General features: G+C 60.6%; 16 protein-coding genes. 9 read left to right on the top strand and 7 right to left on the bottom strand.

What is annotated here, in order from left to right:
* Positions 1 to 39: 39 nt before the first annotated feature.
* Positions 40 to 519 (top strand): protein-export chaperone SecB, encoded by a 480-nt coding sequence (gene secB, locus AB4O08_RS10935; RefSeq protein WP_010213875.1) that lies wholly within the window; start codon positions 40 to 42, stop codon positions 517 to 519.
* A 119-nt stretch (positions 520 to 638) separates the two neighbouring features.
* Here the strand turns inward: secB and AB4O08_RS10930 are convergent, their stop codons facing one another.
* The gene (locus AB4O08_RS10930; RefSeq protein WP_010213874.1) at positions 639 to 1,094 is read right to left on the bottom strand and encodes a tRNA (cytidine(34)-2'-O)-methyltransferase; all 456 of its coding nucleotides are present in this window, start codon (positions 1,092 to 1,094) and stop codon (positions 639 to 641) included.
* Here AB4O08_RS10930 and AB4O08_RS10925 point away from each other — a divergent pair.
* Entirely contained in the window at positions 1,093 to 1,533 is a 441-nt protein-coding gene (locus AB4O08_RS10925) for a hypothetical protein (RefSeq protein ID WP_021492189.1), read from the top strand. The genes AB4O08_RS10930 and AB4O08_RS10925 overlap by 2 nt on opposite strands.
* A 533-nt stretch (positions 1,534 to 2,066) precedes the next feature.
* Here AB4O08_RS10925 and ntrC read toward each other — a convergent pair.
* The 5 genes from ntrC to glnA all read right to left on the bottom strand — a co-directional run bounded on the left by ntrC (position 2,067) and on the right by glnA (position 7,468).
* Positions 2,067 to 3,503 carry a nitrogen regulation protein NR(I) gene (gene ntrC, locus AB4O08_RS10920; protein ID WP_008435682.1) on the bottom strand — a complete coding sequence of 479 codons (1,437 nt, stop codon included), beginning with the start codon at positions 3,501 to 3,503 and terminating at the stop codon, positions 2,067 to 2,069.
* Positions 3,500 to 4,585 (bottom strand): nitrogen regulation protein NR(II), encoded by a 1,086-nt coding sequence (gene glnL, locus AB4O08_RS10915; protein WP_010213871.1) that lies wholly within the window; start codon positions 4,583 to 4,585, stop codon positions 3,500 to 3,502. The genes ntrC and glnL overlap by 4 nt, the downstream gene beginning before the upstream one ends.
* A gap of 287 nt (positions 4,586 to 4,872) precedes the next feature.
* A complete protein-coding gene (locus AB4O08_RS10910; protein WP_044286496.1) occupies positions 4,873 to 5,298 on the bottom strand; it encodes a cupin domain-containing protein in 426 nt (141 codons plus the stop codon).
* 77 nt (positions 5,299 to 5,375) lie between these two features.
* Positions 5,376 to 5,912, bottom strand: coding sequence for a chorismate mutase (locus AB4O08_RS10905; protein WP_021492187.1), 537 nt, complete (start codon positions 5,910 to 5,912; stop codon positions 5,376 to 5,378).
* A 149-nt stretch (positions 5,913 to 6,061) separates the two neighbouring features.
* Positions 6,062 to 7,468, bottom strand: coding sequence for a type I glutamate--ammonia ligase (glnA, locus tag AB4O08_RS10900; RefSeq protein WP_010213867.1), 1,407 nt, complete (start codon positions 7,466 to 7,468; stop codon positions 6,062 to 6,064).
* A gap of 334 nt (positions 7,469 to 7,802) precedes the next feature.
* On the opposite strand from glnA, the gene thiI reads away from it, so the two are divergent.
* Both thiI and typA read left to right on the top strand, forming a co-directional pair.
* Positions 7,803 to 9,257 carry a tRNA uracil 4-sulfurtransferase ThiI gene (gene thiI / locus AB4O08_RS10895; protein ID WP_010213865.1) on the top strand — a complete coding sequence of 485 codons (1,455 nt, stop codon included), beginning with the start codon at positions 7,803 to 7,805 and terminating at the stop codon, positions 9,255 to 9,257.
* A gap of 139 nt (positions 9,258 to 9,396) precedes the next feature.
* A complete protein-coding gene (typA, locus tag AB4O08_RS10890) occupies positions 9,397 to 11,217 on the top strand; it encodes a translational GTPase TypA (protein ID WP_010213863.1) in 1,821 nt (606 codons plus the stop codon).
* A gap of 206 nt (positions 11,218 to 11,423) precedes the next feature.
* Here typA and AB4O08_RS10885 read toward each other — a convergent pair whose 3' ends face one another.
* The gene (locus tag AB4O08_RS10885) at positions 11,424 to 11,858 is read right to left on the bottom strand and encodes a YkgJ family cysteine cluster protein (RefSeq protein WP_010213857.1); all 435 of its coding nucleotides are present in this window, start codon (positions 11,856 to 11,858) and stop codon (positions 11,424 to 11,426) included.
* A 238-nt stretch (positions 11,859 to 12,096) separates the two neighbouring features.
* On the opposite strand from AB4O08_RS10885, the gene AB4O08_RS10880 reads away from it, so the two are divergent.
* The 5 genes from AB4O08_RS10880 to AB4O08_RS10860 all read left to right on the top strand — a co-directional run bounded on the left by AB4O08_RS10880 (position 12,097) and on the right by AB4O08_RS10860 (position 20,724).
* Positions 12,097 to 14,547 (top strand): glycogen/starch/alpha-glucan phosphorylase, encoded by a 2,451-nt coding sequence (locus AB4O08_RS10880; protein WP_047544140.1) that lies wholly within the window; start codon positions 12,097 to 12,099, stop codon positions 14,545 to 14,547.
* Positions 14,548 to 14,746: 199 nt separating this feature from the next.
* Positions 14,747 to 17,818, top strand: a complete 3,072-nt coding sequence (locus AB4O08_RS10875; RefSeq protein ID WP_460114115.1) for a DUF2339 domain-containing protein — start codon at positions 14,747 to 14,749, stop codon at positions 17,816 to 17,818.
* The gene (locus AB4O08_RS10870) at positions 17,818 to 19,173 is read left to right on the top strand and encodes a DUF3999 domain-containing protein (RefSeq protein ID WP_010213854.1); all 1,356 of its coding nucleotides are present in this window, start codon (positions 17,818 to 17,820) and stop codon (positions 19,171 to 19,173) included. The genes AB4O08_RS10875 and AB4O08_RS10870 overlap by 1 nt, the downstream gene beginning before the upstream one ends.
* Before the next feature lie 109 nt (positions 19,174 to 19,282).
* Positions 19,283 to 20,293 carry a class 1 fructose-bisphosphatase gene (locus AB4O08_RS10865; RefSeq protein ID WP_003187818.1) on the top strand — a complete coding sequence of 337 codons (1,011 nt, stop codon included), beginning with the start codon at positions 19,283 to 19,285 and terminating at the stop codon, positions 20,291 to 20,293.
* 176 nt (positions 20,294 to 20,469) lie between these two features.
* On the top strand, positions 20,470 to 20,724 hold the full coding sequence (locus AB4O08_RS10860) for a hypothetical protein (RefSeq protein WP_010213853.1): 255 nt from the start codon (positions 20,470 to 20,472) through the stop codon (positions 20,722 to 20,724).
* Positions 20,725 to 20,747: the final 23 nt, after the last annotated feature.

The raw sequence follows: 20,747 nt of genomic DNA, 5'->3' as shown, positions 1-20,747 counted from the left end.
CCTAAACCCTAAAAGACCCCAAGATCACAAGGATCTGCGATGACTGACCAACAGAACACCGAAGCTGCAGAAGCCCAAGCGCCACAGTTTTCGCTGCAGCGCATCTACGTGCGTGACCTGTCGTTCGAAGCGCCGAAAAGCCCGGCCATCTTCCGCCAGGAATGGACCCCAAGCGTTGCACTGGACCTGAACACTCGCCAGAAGGCCCTGGAAGGCGACTTCCACGAAGTCGTGCTGACCCTGTCCGTGACCGTCAAGAACGGCGAAGAAGTGGCCTTCATCGCTGAAGTGCAACAGGCCGGTATCTTCCTGATCCAGGGCCTGGACGAAGCGTCCATGAGCCACACCTTGGGCGCGTTCTGCCCGAACATCCTGTTCCCGTATGCCCGTGAGACCCTGGACAGCCTGGTCACCCGTGGCTCGTTCCCTGCGCTGATGCTGGCTCCGGTGAACTTCGATGCCCTGTACGCTCAAGAGCTGCAGCGCATGCAACAGGAAGGTTCGTCGACCGTTCAATAAGTCGATGCGGTAAAAATGTGGGAGGGGGCTTGCCCCCGATAGCGGAGTGTCAGTCACATAGATGTCGACTGGCACTCCGTCATCGGGGGCAAGCCCCCTCCCACACTTGTTTTACGGTGTTACTTGAAACCGAGCTGGCGCCAGCCTTCGTAAACCGCGACGGCCACGGTGTTGGACAGGTTCAAGCTGCGGCACCCCTCGCGCATCGGCAAGCGCAGGCGATGGCCATCGGGCAGGGCGTCGAGTACCTCGGCCGGCAGGCCACGGCTTTCCGGACCGAACAGGAAGGCGTCACCTTCGGCAAAGCTGACATCGTGGAACGGTTGCGAGCCCTTGGTGGTGAACGCGAACAGTCGCGGATGCCCCAGGCTTTCCAGGCAACTGGCCAGGTCGGCGTGGCGCTTGAGCGTGGCGTACTCGTGGTAGTCGAGCCCGGCACGGCGCAGGCGCTTGTCGTCCATGTCGAAGCCCAGGGGCTCGATCAAATGCAGGTGGCAGCCACTGTTGGCGCACAGCCTGATAACGTTGCCGGTATTCGGCGGAATTTCTGGTTGAAAAAGGATGACGTGAAACATGCACGGCTCCGAAGGCAAAGATGCGCTGCATTCTACCCCTGAAGAGGACCCAAGACCGAAGCTTATGCCTCGGGTCATGGGCTCATTGGCGATTGTTGGCATGATGGTGGGCCTGATGATCGGTCGCCTGACCACACCGGACCCGGTCGAACTGCAGCAGGTCGAGACCGCGGCGGACGGCGTGGTGGTGTGGTTCAACAGCGAACCTAAGCTGCACGGCGAGCATATCGACGGCACCGTGGCGCTGCTGTTCGACGCACAGGGCCAGGCCGCCGGTGGGCAGCTCAAGGTCAATGACAAGGATGTGAACTGGCGCGTGCGCAAGACCGATGGCGGCCTGCTGCTGAACCTGGTGGCGGCTCGGCCGTTGCGCGGGGAATGGAAAGGGGAGGAGGCTGACGGCCGCTGGCGGCTGGAGATCCATCTCCAAGAGCAATAAAAGAGGGAGTTCCCGGCCTGCCTGTACCAGGGCTCCCAAAACAGGGTGAAGCTTGCAAAGCTTCGGTGTTAAAGAGGGAATCCCCGGCCTGCCTGTACCGAGGTTCCCCAAAGCGGTGTGGGGCGCGACGCTGCTCGCGTCAAGCACCCCGGGTGTAAAGAGGGGATTCTCGGCCTGCCTGTACCAAGGTCCCCGAAACTGGGTAGTACAAGGGTTATTGCAGGGCGCGTGCCAGAGTGGCGACGTTGTGCCAAAAAAATCCTAAAAAAAGCGCAAAGCCCCGGAATACGGGGCTTTGGTGTTTTTGGTATTCAGATTGTCATCAACGAGCCTGAGGCTTGATGCGTTAGATTCATGCCCGATGCCGGTTCATGGTGCATTGAAGCGGTGCACGGCGCTGGAACCTTGTAGCGGTCCAAATGTGGGAGGGGGCTTGCCCCCGATAGCAGTAGGTCAGTCACAACATCTGTGGCTGATATACCGTCATCGGGGGCAAGCCCCCTCCCACATTGGATCTTCAGTGGATCTGAGATTCAGGCTTCATCACCCTCGTCATCATCCCCACCATCCACCTTCATCCCCAATTCCTTGATCTTGCGCGTCAGGGTATTGCGGCCCCAACCCAGCAACACGGCGGCATCGCGGCGGCGACCGGCGGTGTGCTTGAGGGCGGTCTCGATCATGATGCGCTCGAACGCCGGCACGGCGCTGTCCAGCAGGTTCGACTGGCCGCGCGCCAGGGCCTGGTCGGCCCATTGGCGCAGCGCTTGTTCCCAGTTGGTCACCGGCGCGGAATCCTGCGGAAGGCTCAACAGCTCCGGAGGCAGGTCGCTGATGTGCACTTCGCGTCCGGAGGCCATCACCGTGATCCAGCGGCAGGTGTTCTCCAACTGACGCACGTTGCCGGGCCACGGCAGGTTCTTCAGGTATTCCTCGGTCTCGCTTTTCAGCAGCTTCGGCTCGACGGCCAGCTCCTGAGCGGCGCGGCTGAGGAAGTGGCGGGCCAGGGTCGGGATGTCTTCGCGACGGTCCGACATGCGCGGGATATGGATGCGGATCACGTTGAGGCGGTGGAACAAGTCCTCACGGAATTTGCCCGCGTGCACCAGGGTTTCCAGGTTCTGGTGGGTCGCCGCGATGATGCGTACGTCGACCTTGACCGGTGTGTGTCCGCCCACCCGATAGAACTCACCGTCCGCCAGCACGCGCAGCAGGCGGGTCTGGGTGTCGGCCGGCATATCGCCGATTTCATCGAGGAACAGCGTGCCGCCGTCAGCCTGTTCAAAGCGCCCGCGACGCAGGTTGGCTGCGCCAGTGAATGCGCCTTTTTCGTGGCCGAACAGCTCGGATTCCATCAAATCCTTTGGAATCGCCGCCATGTTCAACGCAATGAACGGCGAGGCTGCGCGTGGGCTGTGACGGTGCAGGGCATGGGCGACCAGCTCTTTACCGGTCCCCGACTCGCCGTTGATCAGCACGGTGATGTTGGAATGGCTCAAGCGCCCGATGGCGCGAAACACTTCCTGCATCGCCGGCGCTTCGCCGATGATTTCCGGGGTGCGGGTCAGGGCGGGTGGAGCTTCCTGGTTCTGTTGTTCCTGGGCGTGCTGGTTGGCGCGTTTGACCAATGCCACCGCTTCGTCCACGTCGAACGGCTTGGGCAGGTATTCAAAGGCGCCGCCCTGATAGGACGCGACAGCGCTGTCCAGGTCCGAGTGCGCCGTCATGATGATCACCGGCAAGCGCGGGTGCTGCTCGCGAATCCGCGCCAGCAGGTCCAGGCCACTGGCGCCGGGCATGCGGATGTCCGAGATGATCACGTCGGGCTGCTGGCGCGCCAGGCGGCTCATTACACCGTCGGCGCTGTCGAAGCTCTGGGTGGTCATGCCTTCCTGTTGCAAGGCTTTCTCGAGGACCCAGCGGATAGAACGGTCGTCATCGACGATCCAGACAGTTTCACTACGGCTCATGTCGATGGGGCTCCTTGTTCCAGTGGCAGAAAGATCGAGAACGTGGTGTGGCCAGGATGGCTCTCACACTCGATCAGACCCTGGTGCTGGCTGATGATGTTCTGGGTAATGGCCAGGCCCAGCCCGGTACCGTCCGGGCGGCCACTGACCATGGGAAAGAAAATGGTTTCCTGCAGTTCCGCAGGAATCCCCGGGCCGTTGTCGATGATCTCGACCTTGGTCACCAGGCGATGGCGCACATGGCCAATGGTGAACTGACGCAGGGCGCGGGTGCGCAGGCTGATGCGGCCCAGGCGCAGCTCGTTCTGGCTGCTGATGGCCTGCATGGCGTTACGTACGATATTGAGCACCGCCTGAATCATCTGTTCGCGGTCGATCAAAACGTCGGGAATGCTTGGGTCATAGTCGCGCACCAAGGTGATGCAGCCCTGGCTTTCGGCCTCAACCAGCTGACAGACACGCTCCAGCACTTCGTGCACGTTGGTCATCGCCAGCGACGGCAGCTTGTTGGAGCCGAGCATGCGGTCCACCAGGTTACGCAGGCGGTCGGCCTCTTCGATGATGACGTTGGTGTAGTCCTTGAGGTTATCGTCCGGCAGCTCGCGGGCCAGCAGTTGCGCTGCGCCACGGATACCACCCAGCGGATTCTTGATCTCATGGGCCAGGCCACGCACCAACATCTTGCTGGTCTCCTGCTTGGACAACTGCGCTTCTTCCTTGGTGATGCGCAGGAGGCGGTCGCGCGGGTGCACTTCCAGCAGCAGCAAGGTGGCGCCGTTGCTGAGGATCGGGGTCACGGCGTAGTCGACGGTCAGGGTCTGGCCGGTCAGGGCCGTGAGCATCGCTTCGCGCTTGGTGAAGGGGTGGGCCTGCTCCACAGCCTGGCGCAATGAGCTCAAGGCTTCGGCTGACTCGGTGAACAATTCGCTGATGAACTGCCCATGGCTGCGCTGGCCGCTGATGGCCAGGAGCATCTCCGCCGCCGGGTTCATGTACTCAAGACGCAAGTCGTCGTTGAGTAGGATGGTCGCGGTGGTCAGGTTGTCGAGTAGCAAACGGTGCAGTGCATCGCTGATGGTCATCAGGACCTCTTTTGGAGCAGCGCGCGGGCTTGAGGCACACGCTGATACAAGGAAAATGCAAAAACCAAACCAAGGATCCGAAAAGAAGCGTGCAAGCCCTGAAATGGGGGTTTTAGGCGCGAAACTGTGGCGTTCTGCCAGCTTGCTCGGGAAGTTTCGAACCAAAATGGGCTGGGCAGGTGGGTAGGGTGCAGCCTATCGCACCAATATAGTGCGGTTTTGTGAAGGTTGTTCAGGAAGTGCTGGGCGGACCGTTTTCAATGCGGGGTGAAAACGGTTCGGGACGGTCAGCGTTGCTCTGACAGTGGCATGCCTGGAGTGCCCGCATAAAAGACCAGAAGCTCAACGGGTGTGTTTCCGGTAATGCCGCGATGTTCGGTGCCCACCATCTCGGCCAGGGTTTGCCCTTGCCTCAAGGTCCGCGAGGCGCCGTTTGCGCGGGTTTCAACGGTCAACTCCCCTGAAACGATGTAGGCAGCGTTCGGCATCGGGTGGGTGTGCCAAGGCAGTTGCGTGCGTGCCGGGATCTTCAGGCGTATCAGCGTGAGCTGCGGCGGGCCGGACGGGTAGGCTGTGTAGGGCGTGCCGTCCCAAGACTCGCTACGTTCAAGCAAGACCTCTTTCTCGATCTGTGCCGCATCCTTTGCCTGCGTGCCGCAGCCCAGCAACGACAAAACTGTCGCTGCTGCAGTCAAGCACTTGAGGGTGTCCATGGTTCCATCCTGTTCGGTCAGTGAACGCTCAGGCTATGGCTGTCGGCCCAGGTGAAGATGCAGGACGGTTCCTCAAATCAAGTAGGTCGAACGCACAGCTCGGCCGTGGCACGGATCATCGCCAGTTGCCGCAGTGGATCGTTCAGCGGCTCATGCACGGCTTCGGCCAGCCACTGTGGGCACTGCGGGTCGGTGCGCTGCGGGGTAAAGTCGGCCAGCTGCTGCAGCAGGCGTTTTTGCAGTTCATCCAGCTGCGGGCGTATCTGTTTGATCAGGTCCGGGCGTGGGTCGTCCGGCGCCTTGCCTTGGAACTGCCAGTCGGAAAGGTGGGTGTATTGCACCAGCTTGTTGGCCTCGATCTGCGCCGAAAAAAACTGCTCGGCGGCGGCCGCGTCCAGCTTGTAGGTCGGTGCCTGGGCGCTAACGCTGGCGATCACCTCTTGTTCGCGCTTTTTATCTTCCACGGGCTTTTTGCTGTCCCATTTGCTCAGGGCTACCTGGTCGGCGATCTCCAGGCGTTCGGCAATGCTGTTGAGCAGCGGCTCCAGAGTGGGCGGCGCAGCACTCGCACTGGCACTGACGAACAACAGAGCGAACACAAGTCGACGTTTCAAGGATGATCTCCTGTGGGAGCGGGGCTTGCCCGCGATGGCGGAGTATCAGTCAATACAACAGGTGCTCGATGCGGCGCAATCGCGGGCCAAAAAAAGACCTCCCGAAGGAGGTCTTTTTTCATCACGCTACATTAAGCAGCGCTACCGGATCAGCAGCTGTAGTACAGCTCGTATTCCAGTGGGTGTACGAAGGTGCGAACCTTGATTTCTTCTTCGCTCTTCAGGCCGATGTAAGCGTCGATGAAGTCGTCGCTGAACACGCCGCCTTTGGTCAGGAACGCACGGCCCTTGTCCAGCTCTTCCAGGGCTTCTTTCAGGCTGCCGCACACTTGTGGGATCTCTTTGGCCTCTTCAGGCGGCAGGTCGTACAAGTTTTTGTCGGCGGCGTCGCCAGGGTGGATCTTGTTCTGGATACCGTCCAGGCCAGCCATTACCAGGGCAGCGAAGGCCAGGTACGGGTTGGCTGCTGGATCCGGGAAGCGTGCTTCGATACGGCGAGCGCGAGGGCTGGACACGTATGGAATACGGATCGAAGCGGAACGGTTGCGCGCCGAGTAGGCCAGCATTACCGGTGCTTCGAAACCTGGGACCAGACGCTTGTAGGAGTTGGTCGACGGGTTGGTGAAGCCGTTCAAGGCCTTACCGTGCTTGATGATACCGCCGATGAAATACAGGGCAGTGTCGGACAGGCCGGCATAACCTTCGCCAGCGAAGGTGTTCTTGCCCTCTTTGGCGATGGACAGGTGAACGTGCATACCCGAACCGTTATCGCCGTACAGAGGCTTAGGCATGAAGGTAGCGGTACGGCCGTAGGCAACGGCAGTGTTGTGTACGCAGTACTTCAGGGTCTGTACTTCGTCAGCCTTGGCCACCAGGGTGTTGAACTTCACACCGATTTCGTTCTGGCCGGCAGTGGCCACTTCGTGGTGGTGCACTTCGATGGTCAGGCCCATGTCTTCCATGGCGTTGCACATGGAGGTACGGATTTCGTGGTCGTGGTCGAACGGCGGAACTGGGAAGTAGCCACCTTTGATGCCTGGACGGTGGCCATGGTTGCCGCCTTCCACGTCTTGATCGGACATCCAGGAGCCTTGTTCGGAGTAGATCTTGAACATGGAGCCGGAGATGTCGGACTTGAACTTCACTTGGTCGAAGATGAAGAATTCTGGCTCTGGGCCTACGAATACAGTGTCACCGATACCGGTCGACTTCAGGTATTCCTCGGCACGCTTGGCGATCGCACGTGGGTCGCGGTCGTAGCCTTGCATGGTCGAAGGCTCGATCACGTCGCAGACCAGGATCAGGGTCGGCTCTTCGGTGAACGGGTCGAGTACGGCAGTGCTGTCGTCCGGCATCAGGATCATGTCGGAGGCTTCGATGCCTTTCCAGCCAGCGATGGAGGAACCGTCGAACATTTTGCCTTCTTCGAAGAAAGCTTCATCCAGCGCGTCGCGAGCCGGCATGGTCACGTGGTGCTGAGTGCCTTTGGTGTCCGTGAAGCGCAGATCAATCCATTTAACGTCATGATCTTTGATGAGTTGAACCGACTTCGACATAGTGTCCTCCGGGTGGCTTCGGGCTGGGGTAGTGGAGTTAGCCCTTAGAATGTGGGTGATGCCGGCGCGGATAGTCCGCCATGGCAACCTGCCTCACAAGAGAGCAAATTGCATGCCAGTGCGCCAACATGGGTTTTCTGCTCAAAAAACGACCCTATAAAGGTGCATTACGACAAAAGACCAAAAATGGCGCACCGCAATGTAGCGCAAAGGCGCACAAATGCACCTATTTAGTGCGTGATACGTGCGATGCATATTAACTGGTTAAACCTTGAGCGATTTCCGCTATAATCCGCGCCCCCCTTTTTCAGCAGGCCCGGCGCGCGCTGTTTCCATGAAATTAATCGTTAAAGTCTTCCCCGAGATCACCATCAAAAGCCGACCGGTACGGACGCGTTTCATCCGTCAGTTGGCCAAGAACATCCGTGCCGTGCTCCGCGATCTGGACCCGGCTGTGGTGGTGAACGGCGTGTGGGACAACCTCGAGCTGGAAACCCGTGTCACCGAGCCCAAAGCCTTGAAGGACATGACCGAGCGCCTGAGCTGCATGCCGGGCATCGCGCATTTCCTGCAGGTGGATGAGTACCCGCTGGGCGACTTCGATGACATCACCGAGAAGTGCAAACAGCACTACGGCAGTGAGCTTGAAGGCAAGATCTTTTCGGTGCGCTGCAAGCGTGCCGGCAAGCACACCTTCAGCTCCATGGACGTCGAGAAATACGTCGGCAGCAAGCTGCGTCGCGAGTGCGGCGCATCCGGAATTTCCCTGAAAGCGCCGCAAATTGAAGTGCGCATGGAAATTCGCGACCAACGGTTGTTTGTGATCCACAGCCAGCACAACAGCATCGGCGGCTACCCGCTGGGCGCCCTGGAACAGACCCTGGTGCTGATGTCCGGCGGTTTCGATTCCACGGTGGCGGCCTACCAGATCATGCGCCGCGGCCTGATGAGCCACTTCTGCTTCTTTAACCTGGGCGGACGTGCACACGAATTGGGCGTGATGGAAGTCGCGCATTTTATCTGGAAGAAGTACGGCAGCTCCCAACGCGTGCTATTTGTGAGCGTACCGTTCGAGGAAGTGCTGGGCGAAATTCTCGGTAAAGTCGATAACGGTCATATGGGCGTGGTATTGAAGCGTATGATGTTGCGCGCGGCCTCGCGAATCGCCGACAAGTTGCAGATCGATGCACTGGTAACCGGTGAGGCGATCTCCCAGGTCTCCAGCCAAACGCTGCCGAACCTGTCGATCATCGATTGCGTCACCGAGAAGCTGGTCTTGCGCCCGCTGATCGCCAGCCACAAGCAGGACATCATCGACCTGGCAGAGCAGATCGGCACCGCCGACTTTGCCAAGCACATGCCCGAGTACTGCGGGGTCATTTCGGTGAACCCCAAGACCCACGCCAAGCGCCATCGCGTGGAGCATGAGGAGAAAGAATTCGACATGGCGATTCTGGAGCGTGCGCTCGAGAACGCCAAGCTGGTCCCGATCGATCGCGTGATCGACGAATTGGGCCAGGACATCAAGATCGAAGAAGTCAGCGAAGCCCTGGCCGGCCAGATCGTCATCGACATCCGTCACCCGGATGCCGCTGAGGATGAGCCGCTGGAAATCGCCGGCATCGACGTACAAACGCTGCCGTTCTATGCATTGAATGCGCGTTTCAAGGAACTGGATAACAGCCGTCAGTACCTGCTGTATTGCGACAAAGGCGTGATGAGTCGCCTGCATGCCCACCATTTGCTCAGTGAGGGACATGCCAATGTGCGCGTTTATCGACCGAGCTAAGAGCCCGGGGCTGTTTGCCTGTGGCCTGCGTCACCGGCCCCCCGACTCTGCCGTCAAGCTGTAACGGCAAGGCCTGACTCTACTGTTAATCGCTGCCACGACCTGTCAGCACACCGAATCCTCTGATCGAGATACACAAGTGATCGAAAATCTACGTAACATCGCCATCATTGCTCACGTTGACCATGGTAAAACCACCCTGGTAGACAAACTCCTGCGTCAATCCGGCACCCTGGAGCGCAACGAGCTCAACGACGAGCGCGTGATGGACTCCAACGACCAGGAAAAAGAGCGCGGCATTACCATCCTGGCTAAAAACACCGCTATCAACTGGAACGGCTACCACATCAACATCGTGGACACCCCGGGCCACGCCGACTTCGGCGGCGAAGTAGAACGCGTAATGTCGATGGTTGACTCCGTTCTGCTGCTGGTTGACGCTCAAGACGGCCCTATGCCGCAAACCCGTTTCGTGACCAAGAAGGCGTTCGAAGCCGGCCTGCGTCCGATCGTGTGCATCAACAAGGTTGACCGTCCAGGCGCGCGTCCGGACTGGGTTCTGGACCAGATCTTCGACCTGTTCGACAACCTGGGTGCCACCGAAGAACAGCTGGACTTCAAAGTCGTCTACGCCTCGGCCCTGAACGGTATTGCCGGTCTGGACCACACCGACATGGCTGAAGACATGACCCCGCTGTACCAGTCGATCGTCGACAACGTACCAGCCCCGGCTGTTGACCGTGACGGCGCGTTCCAGATGCAGATCTCCGCTCTGGACTACAACAGCTTCCTGGGTGTTATCGGCGTTGGCCGTATCGCCCGTGGTCGCGTCAAGCCGAACACCCCGGTAGTCGCTATCGGCGCCGACGGCAAGAAGCGCAACGGTCGTATCCTGAAGCTGATGGGTCACCACGGTCTGCACCGCATCGACGTTGAAGAAGCGGCCGCTGGCGACATCGTATGCATCAGCGGTATGGACTCGCTGTTCATCTCCGACACCCTGTGCCACCCGGACACCGTCGAGGCGATGAAGCCTCTGACCGTTGACGAGCCAACCGTTTCCATGACCTTCCAGGTAAACGACTCGCCTTTCTGCGGTAAAGAAGGCAAGTTCGTGACCTCCCGTAACATCAAGGAGCGTCTGGACAAAGAGCTGCTGTACAACGTTGCACTGCGCGTTGAAGAAGGCGACTCGGCTGACAAGTTCAAGGTTTCCGGCCGTGGTGAGCTGCACCTCTCGGTACTGATCGAAACCATGCGTCGCGAAGGCTTCGAAATGGGCGTTGGTCGTCCAGAAGTGATCATCCGTCAGGTTGACGGCGTGAAGCAGGAACCGTTCGAAAACGTCACCATCGACACCCCGGAAGAATCCCAGGGCAAGGTGATGGAAGAGATGGGTCTGCGTAAAGGCGACCTGACCAACATGGTGCCGGATGGCAAAGGCCGTGTGCGTCTGGAATACAACATCCCTGCTCGTGGTCTGATCGGTTTCCGTAACCAGTTCCTGACCCTGACCAACGGTGCTGGCATCCTGACCTCGATCTTCGATCGCTACGACACCATGAAGTCCGGCGACATGTCCGGCCGTCAGAACGGTGTTCTGGTATCGGTAGAAACCGGCAAGGCACTGACCTACTCCCTGGAAACCCTCCAGGCGCGTGGCAAGCTGTTCGTTGAACACGGTCAAGAGATCTACAACGGTCAGATCGTTGGTCTGAACAGCCGTGATAACGACATGGGCGTCAACCCAACCAAAGGCAAGAAGCTCGACAACATGCGTGCTTCGGGTAAAGACGAAACCATCGCTCTGGTTCCACCTGTTCGCTTCACCCTGGAACAGGCCCTGGAATTCATCCAGGACGACGAGCTGTGCGAAGTCACGCCTAAGTCGATCCGCCTGCGTAAGAAGATCCTGGACGAAGGCGAGCGTACCCGCGCTGCCAAGAAAGCCAAGAACTGAGTTAACTCAGGCTGAATGAAAAACGCCCCCGGTCGAAAGGCCGGGGGCGTTTTTTTTTATGCCTGCAAAATTTGCAGTGATTGTGCCGGCCTCTTCGCGAGCAAGCCCGCTCCCACATTTGACCGCGTTTTTTCAGGATGAATGAGGTCAAGTGTGGGGGCGGGCTTGCTCGCGAACGCGGTAGCCCAGGCAATAAAGAACTTGGATCAGAACTTATCGAGTGTCCGAAACTTGGTCTCGCGCACCACTTCCTTCGGCTTGTACGCGCAATACCCCGGGCGTGGACCGATCTTCGGGTGGTTGCGGCAGGTATCCGGGCGCTTGTCATAAATAGTGCAGAAGCGCGTCTTACGATCCAGGTACAGGCAATCGTTGTTGCTCATGCGCTGCAGGGTAAAAATCTCGGATTTGGCGTTGAAGCGCTCGACGATGCCTTCCTTCTGCAAGCGCTTGGCGATGTTCTTCGGCGGGTCGCCGCGCTCGAATTCATCGACGATACCAATGCGGATCAGGTCCTTGATCTTCACTTCGACCGGCAGCGTGCAGCAGCTGGACACGCAACCACCGCACATATGCGCGGAATATTTCTGCCACGTTTCAAGACGGTCGAGTTCCGCGGCGGCGATCAGTTGAGGCTTCATCAGGGTTCCAAGGTGGGGCGGTGTCCGGGCGCGCGATCATACCGGGATTGATGATTTTTTGAACAATTTTTTATGGGTTTCGGCCAGAAGGCGCGCTTGTATCAAAAGCAGGCACGGCCAATGCATCAAAACCCTGTAAAGGTAAATGCGTTAAAAAAGTGCCGAACCAGAGCGTCTACCGTCTGTCAGACCGTCTAGGCTCTAGCAACTCCTTCTATCTCGCCCGAGGTCGCAATTGATGTCTCAGGAACCACTTGCACGAGAAGCAGAGGTAGCCGCATTCCGCGATGCCGTCTTGACCAAACTTACCTACGCGGTGGGCAAGGACCCGGATCACGCCTTCGACCACGACTGGTTCGAAGCCATTGCCCTGGCCGCGCGCGACCAGATGGTCGATCACTGGATGGACCACACCCGGCGCATCTACCGCAAGGGCCAGAAGCGGGTTTACTACCTTTCCCTGGAATTCCTCATCGGCCGCTTGCTCTACGACAGCCTGAGCAACCTCGGCGTGCTGGAAATCGCTCGTGAAGCGCTCTCGGAGCTGGGTGTCGACCTTGAGCGCATCCGCCTGCTGGAGCCCGATGCCGCACTGGGCAATGGCGGCCTGGGTCGCTTGGCGGCGTGCTTCATGGAAAGCATGTCGACCCTGGGCATTGCCGGCCATGGGTATGGCATCCGTTATGAGCACGGCTTGTTTCGCCAGGCGATTGTCGATGGCTGGCAGCAGGAGCAGACCGAGCGCTGGCTGGACTTCGGCAACCCATGGGAATTCGAACGCCCTGAAGTGGCGTACCCGATCGGCTTTGGTGGCAGCGTCGAAACACTGGAAGATGCCTCCGGGAAAATGATCCAGCGATGGACGCCGAACGAAACCGTGCGCGCCATTGCTTATGACACGCCGGTTGTCGGCTGGCGCGGTGCCAGCGTCAACACGCTGCGGCTGTGGCGTGCCCGGGCGGTGGAAGACCTGCACCTGGAGCGCTTCAACGCCGGTGACCACCTTGGCGCGGTCGCCGAAGTGGCGCGCGCCGAAAGCATCTCCCGAGTGCTTTACCCGGCCGACAGCACCGAAGCAGGGCAGGAACTGCGCCTGCGCCAGGAATACTTCTTTGTCGCCGCCTCCCTGCAAGACCTGCTGCGCCGCCACAAGAACATGCACGGCTCGGTGCTGAGCCTGGGCGAACACGCCGCGATCCAGCTCAACGACACCCACCCGTCCATCGCCGTGGCCGAGCTGATGCGTCAATTGGTCGACCTGCACCACATTCCGTGGGAAGCGGCGTGGGATGTGACGGTGGAAACCCTGTCGTACACCAACCACACGCTGCTGCCTGAAGCGCTGGAAACCTGGCCGGTCGGCCTGATGGAACGCATGCTGCCCCGGCACATGCAGATCATCTACCTGATCAACGCCCAGCACATCGACTCGCTGCGCGCCAAGGGCATCCACGACTTTGACGTACTGCGCGCGGTGTCATTGATCGAAGAAGACAACGGCCGCCGCGTGCGCATGGGCAACCTGGCATTCCTGGGCTCCCACAGCGTCAACGGCGTGTCCGGCCTGCACACCCAATTGATGCGCAGCACGGTGTTCTCCGAGCTGCACAAGCTGTACCCGGAACGCATCAACAACAAAACCAACGGCATTACCTTCCGTCGCTGGTTGTACCAGGCCAACCCCAAGCTCACGTCCATGCTGGTGGAAGCGCTCGGCCCGGACATTCTCGACAAGCCCGAAGAGCGGTTGGTGGAGCTTGAGCCATTTGCCGAAAAACAGACGTTCCGCAAGGCATTTGCCGAGCAGCGCCTGCACAGTAAGCGCGCGCTGGCGGACATCATTCACGAGCGCCTGGGCATTGCGGTCAACCCGGCGGCGATGTTCGACGTGCAGGTCAAGCGTATCCACGAATACAAGCGCCAGTTGCTCAACCTGCTGCACACCGTGGCGCTGTACCAGGCCATCCGTGCCGAGCCGGGCACCGACTGGGTGCCGCGCGTGAAAATCTTCTCGGGCAAGGCGGCGGCCAGTTATCACCAGGCCAAGTTGATCATCAAGTTGACCAACGACATCGCCCGCACGGTCAATAACGACCCGACCGTACGCGGTTTGCTCAAGGTGGTGTTCCTGCCCAACTACAACGTCAGCCTGGCGGAAAGCATCATTCCGGCGGCGGATTTGTCGGAGCAGATTTCCACCGCCGGTTTCGAGGCCTCGGGCACCAGCAACATGAAGTTCGGTCTCAACGGTGCGCTGACCATCGGCACGATGGACGGCGCCAACGTGGAAATGCACGAGCGTGTGGGGGCCGAGCACATGTTTATCTTCGGCCTCAGCGCGCAGCAGGTGGAAGCCCGCAAGCACGCTGGTGAATTCAATGCAGGTGCTGACATCGCGGCGTCTCATCGGTTGAATGACGTGCTGCAAGCGATCCGCGGCGGGGTGTTCTCGCCGGACGATCCGGGCCGCTACGCGGGGCTGATCGACGGGCTGATCGACTACGACCGCTTCCTGGTGTGTGCCGACTTCGATTCGTACTGGGACGCCCAGGCGCGGGTTGAGGCGCATTGGCATGATTCCAAGGCGTGGTGGCGTTCGGCGGTGCTGAATACGGCGCGGATGGGTTGGTTCAGCTCGGATCGGACCATCAGGGAGTACGCGACCGAGATCTGGAAAGCCCTCGACTGAACACGGCTGACCTGAATATGTGCGCGGGCTTGTGTGGGAGCTGGCTTGCCTGCGATAGCATCACCTCGGTGTGACAGATACACCGAGGTGTCTGCGTCGCGGGCAAGCCAGCTCCCACACACGCCCGCTTCCACATGGGTGCAGCGTCGATATACTAGGCCTCGGTTTGCCTGCCTCGGGCTGCTTAGGGATATCGACCATGCAATGGATTTTCATGCTGATTGGCCTGGTGCTCGGCTGGACGCTCGACGAATCGTTCAGTGATGCGGGTATCGGTGCGCTGCTGGGGCTGGGCATTGGCCAGGCGATTCGCCTGGCGCAGCTGTCGGCCCAGGCGGACAAGCAGGCGCGTCAGTTGGACACCACGCAGAAGTCGCTGATCGCGCTGGGCGAGCGCTTGCGGCAACTGGAAGTGCCCGCGCCTGCAAGCAGCGTGAAGGTCGAGCCCTCTGTTCCCGAATCGGCACCTGTCGCCAAACCGCCCGAGCTGGTGTGGGAGCTGCCTGCCGAGTTGGCCCCCGTTGCCAGGGGCGCCGAACCGAGCCAGCCGCTGCCGGATGACGTGTGGGCTCCGGCGCCGACGCCTAAAGAACCTGTAATCCCTCGCGGCCCCAACCTGATCGAGCGCGCTATTGAAGGTGCGCGCAATTGGCTGTTTGGCGGCAACACCGTGCTGCGGGTCGGCGTGGTGCTGTTGTTCCTCGGCCTGGCTTTCCTGCTGCGTTATGCCACTGAAGGCATGGTGGTGCCGATCGAGCTGCGCTACGCCGGCGTTGCCGCTGCCGCGTTGGGCCTGCTGGGCCTGGGCTGGTGGCTGCGGCTGCGCAACGGTAACTACGGCTTGATGCTGCAAGGCGCGGGGATTGCCGTGTTGTACCTCACGGTATTTGCGGCAATGCGTTTGCATCCCCTGATCGATCCTGGCGCGGCAATGGGGTTGCTGGTAGCCGTCACGGTCTGTTCGGCGATCCTGGCAATCACCCAGGATGCCATCGGCCTGGCCTGTGCGGCGGCGTTGGGTGGTTTTGCGGCACCGATCCTGGTGTCGACCGGCGCCGGAAGCCATGTGGCGCTGTTCAGCTACTTTGCGTTGCTCAACGCCGGCATCCTCACGATTGCCTGGTTCAAAGCCTGGCGCCTGCTGAACGTGATCGGTTTTGTTGGCACCTTTGGTATTGGTTTCGCCTGGGGCATGCGCGCCTACACGCCGGAGCTGTTGTGGAGCACCGAGCCGTTCCTGATCCTGTTTTTCCTGATGTACCTGGCTATCGGCCTGTTGTTCGCGCGGCGTAAATTGCTGGAAACCCAGGACGCCCCCGAAGATGCCAGCCGGGGCGCGCAACTGCGCTGGTCGGCGGCCAAGGGGGATTATGTCGATGGCACGTTGTTATTCGGCCCGCCGCTGGTGGGCTTCGGTCTGCAGTTCGCGCTGGTACAACACCTTGAGTTCGCTGCTGCGTTCAGTGCGCTGGGCCTGGGCATCATTTACATTGTCCTGGCCCGCGTGCTCAGTGGCGGGCGCGCCTTGCTCCTGACGGAAACCTGCCTGGCCCTTGGCGTGATCTTCGCCAGCCTGGCCATTCCCTTGGGCCTTGATGCGCGCTGGACTGCTGCGGCGTGGGCCGTCGAAGGCGCCGGGATCTTCTGGCTCGGTCTACGCCAGCATCGACCCGTCGCGCGGGCGTTCGCCCTATTGCTGCAACTGGGTTCGCTGCTCGCCTTCCTCGGCGAACTGCGCGATGGCCAGGACACCTTGCTGCAGGGGCCGCCATTGGAAGCGTTGCTGCTGGGTGCGGCACTGCTGTTCAGCTTTTATCAAATACACAACGCCGCGCCGCAACAGACCCGGCGTTGGGAGCGCCTCGGCGCTCCAGGGCTCGCCGTCCTCGGCCTGGGCTGCGCTTACCTGCTGGCGCCGCTGTTGTTTTCGACCCAAGGCAGCATCGTCAGTTGGTCGGTTGCGGGCCTTGCGACCGTGTGGGCGGGCCTGCGTATCGGCTCGCCATGGGTCGTGCGCTGTGGCGTTGCCGTGCAAGTGCTTGCGGGCGCGCTGTTTGCGCTCGACCCCGTGAACAATGCCTGGACACCGCTGATCATTGCCTTGGCGGCCATGCTCGGCGCCTGGTGCTTGCCCCGTGGGCGCTTGTCCGCCGGTCTGCTGGCCTGGGGCGTGGCGTGGTGGGCGTTGGCGGTGATCATTGAAGTCTGGCGCTTGGCACCTGCGGCCTTGCACGCTTCGCTGTTGGTGCTGGCGGCCGCGCTGAGCGTGGTGATCTGGACGGCACTGGCGCTGCGTTTGCGCTGGGCGGCGTTGGGTATCGCCAGCACGTTGTTGATGCCTGCGGTGGGGCTCGTGTTGTTGGGCGCGTGGACTGAGTATTACCACCCGGCCGCGCAGTTCGGCTGGCTGGCCTGGTGGGTGGTGTTCGTGGTGCATTTCATCTCGCTGCGGCATTTGTCGGCGGTGGTGCCCGGCAAAGTGCTGAGCGCGGCTCACGTACTGGGCTGTTGGATGCTGATCGGTGTGCTGGCGCTGGAACTGCGCTACGGCCTGCTGGTGCTGTCGAGCGAATACAACGCTTGGCGCTGGTTGGGCTGGGCGATTCTGCCAAGTCTCTATCTCGTGCTGGCTGCCGCACCGCGCCATTGGCCATGGCCGGTGTCGGCCTACCCCAGGGAATACCGCGTATTCGCTGCATTACCGCTGGCGGTGCTGATGCTGGGTTGGTTCTGGCTGGCGAACATCTTTAGTGACGGCACGGCCAAGCCGCTGCCCTATGTGCCACTGCTCAACCCATTGGACCTGGGCCTGCTGTTCGCGCTGCTGGGCATTTACCTGTGGTCGCGCAGTGCGGCGCCGGAACGTGGGCCGCGCGTTGAGTTGATCGCCCAGGGCGTGGCCGGCATTTCGCTGTTCGCATTCTTCACCGCGCTGGTGATGCGTACCGCCCACCATTGGGGCGGCGTGCCGTTTCATCTGGATGCGTTGCTGGAGTCCATGCTGGTGCAGGCCGGCCTGTCGATCGTCTGGACCCTTATTGCCCTCGGACTGATGATCGGCGGCCATTTGCGCCATCGTCGCGAAGTGTGGCTGATCGGCGCGGCACTGATTGCCGTGGTGGTGGCCAAGTTGTTCTTTGTCGAGCTGAGCAACCGTGGCGGTTTGGCGCGGATCGTGTCGTTTATCGGCGTGGGCGGTTTGTTGCTGGTGGTTGGCTACTTTGCGCCGCTGCCGCCTAAGCGCGTTGAACCTGAGGGAGCATCTTCTTGATGGGCAGGCTGAGTCTGAGTGGGTTGACGATATGGATGCTGTGTTCGGCGACGTTTGCTCAAGAACGTCCGGCTGATTTCGCCACCCAGGTGCCGCTGGCCGTAAGCGGCGCTGGTCCCTGGTATAGCCTGGAGCTGCCATTGGCGGTTCAAATGAGCGCGCGCCAGGCAAATCTCAGCGATGTTCGGGTCTTCGACGCTGCCGGTGAGCCTCAGGCGTATGCGTTGTCGCGCCCGTCCGCGCAGCGCACCGAGAGCCGCAACGTCACCGACGTGAAGTGGTTCCCGCTGTACGCTGCCGACACCGAGCAAGCCTTGCCTGACGTGGTGATGAAGGCCACCACCACCGGCGCCCTGGTGGAAATCACACCGTCCACTGCCGCTAAGCCCGGCAAGCAGGTACTGCGTGGCTGGGTGTTGGACGCCAGTGCGATCAAGGCGCCGTTGCAGCAATTGAGCCTGGACTGGAGCCATGAGCAAGAGGGCTTCCAGCGTTTCAGCATTGAAGCCAGTGATGATTTGCAGCACTGGCAAGCCTGGGGTGATGGGCAAGTGGCGCGTTTGTCATTTGCCGATGAGCGGGTCGAGCAGCATGACGTGAGCCTGCCCGGTCAATCGGCGCGTTACCTGCGGCTGGTGTGGCAGGGCCAGGCGGCGCCGTTGCTGACGTCGGCCCGCCTGGAGAGCTCCACTCGCAGTAACCTGCCGATGCCGTTGGTGTGGTCGCAAGCGTTGCCGGGGGGTCGCCTCAAGGCGGGCGAGTACAGCTGGCAATTGCCCACGGGGCTGAATGTGGAGCGCTTGCGGGTCGAGTTGAAGCAGCCCAACACGCTGGCGCCCGTGACGTTGTCGGGGCGAAGTGAGGTCAAGCAAGCGTGGCAGCCGTTGAGCAATGGCCTGCTGTACCGCCTGAGCCAGAACGGCAAGGAGGTGGTGCAGGATGAATTGCAGTTGCCGGGCCAGGCGGTTGCTCAGTTGAGATTGCAGGTGGACGAGCGGGGCGGCGGCCTGGGCGTCGAAGCGCCCGTGTTGCGCGTTGCCGTACGGGCCACGCAGTTGGTGTTCCTGGCACGGGGTGAGCCGCCGTTCACCCTGGCGTTGGGGAATGTGTCCGTGAAAGGGGCGAACTTGCCGCTGTCGACGCTGATCCCCGATTACCGTGACGAGCGCCTGAAAACCTTGGGCCAGGCCACGTTGGCGGGGGAGATCGCGGTCAAACCGGCTGCGATTGCTGCGTTACCCGACACTGGCCCCGACCTGAAGAAGCTCGGCCTCTGGGCCGTGCTGCTGCTCGGCGTGGCGGCACTGGGCGCCATGGCCTACAGTTTGCTGCGCAAGCCGCCGGTGGCACGTTAAATAAAGTCCATGAACTCTATTGGGTTTAAATCCTCTGATAGGAGGAAATACGCCCCGACTCGCGTTAAACTGCGCGGGTTTTCAAGCCCCCCATTTTCCGGAGCCTTACATGTCCCGCGTTACCTTGAGTCGCTATTTGATTGAGCAGACCCGCAGCAACAACACGCCTGCCGATCTGCGCTTCCTTATCGAAGTGGTGGCGCGTGCTTGCAAGGAAATCAGCCACGCCGTGTCCAAAGGCGCACTGGGTGGTGTCCTGGGCAGCATGGGCACCGAAAACGTGCAGGGCGAAGTGCAGAAGAAGCTCGACGTGCTCTCCAACGAGATTCTGCTCGAAGCCAACGAGTGGGGCGGTCACCTGGCCGGCATGGCGTCCGAAGAAATGGACAATGCCTACCAGATCCCCGGCAAATACCCGAAAGGCGCCTACCTGCTGGTGTTCGACCCACTGGACGGCTCGTCCAACATCGACATCAACGCCCCGGTCGGCACCATCTTCTCGGTATTGCGTTGCCCGAACGAATACCTGAGCCAGAACGAAGCCCTGAACGAAAAGGCCTTCCTGCAGCCAGGCACCGAGCAGGTCGCTGCCGGCTACGCCATCTACGGCCCGCAGACCATGCTGGTACTGACCCTGGGCGACGGCGTCAAAGGCTTCACCCTGGACCGCGAAATGGGCAGCTTCGTACTGACCCACGAAGACATTTCCATCCCGGCTTCCACCCAGGAATTCGCGATCAACATGTCCAACCAGCGTCACTGGGAAGAGCCGGTGAAGCGCTACGTCAACGAACTGATGGAAGGCGAAGAAGGCCCGTTGAAGAAAAACTTCAACATGCGCTGGGTCGCCGCGATGGTTGCCGACGTGCACCGCATCCTGACCCGTGGTGGCTTGTTCATGTACCCACGCGACAGCCGCGAGCCGTCCAAGCCAGGTAAGCTGCGCCTGATGTACGAAGCCAACCCGATGTCCTTCCTGGTCGAGCAAGCGGGCGGCGCGTCCACCGACGGCCACCAGCGCATCCTCGACATCCAGCCTGAAGGCCTGCACCAGCGTGTGGCGGTGTTCCTGGGTTCAAAGGAAGAAGTTGAGCGTGTGACGGCCTATCACAAGAAGTAAGTTGATGCGATAAGTGACCGGCGTTGTTGTGAGCCGGTTCACCCTTGAAGAAGCCCCGAAACGTTTCAGCGTTTTCGGGGTTTTTTTGTTTTCGTTCATCGGGAACCAGACACCTCTTTTCCCTTCTAAGCTTCTGGCAGATACCCACGCTGCTTCGTCCCTCCAGGAGTTTTTCCATGTCGTTACGCCGTCTCGCTTTGCTGGCTTTTTGCGTGTTGTTGGGCGCTTGCAGCAAGGTCAACCAAGAAAACTACGCGAAGTTGTCGGCTGGCATGGCCAAGGCTGAGGTGGAGTCGTTGCTGGGTAAGCCGACCGATTGTTCCGGCGCGCTGGGCATGTCCAGTTGCACCTGGGGCGATAAAACCAGCTTTATCAGCGTTCAATATGCCGGTGACAAAGTTCTGATGTTTTCCGGGCAAGGCCTGAAGTAAACCGGGGCGAGAGCCTGCGGGAG

The sequence above is a fragment of the Pseudomonas sp. H3_E07 genome, assembly GCF_054668895.1.
Note: the sequence above shows the minus strand (reverse complement) of the source record. Positions and strands in the feature narration are given on the sequence as shown.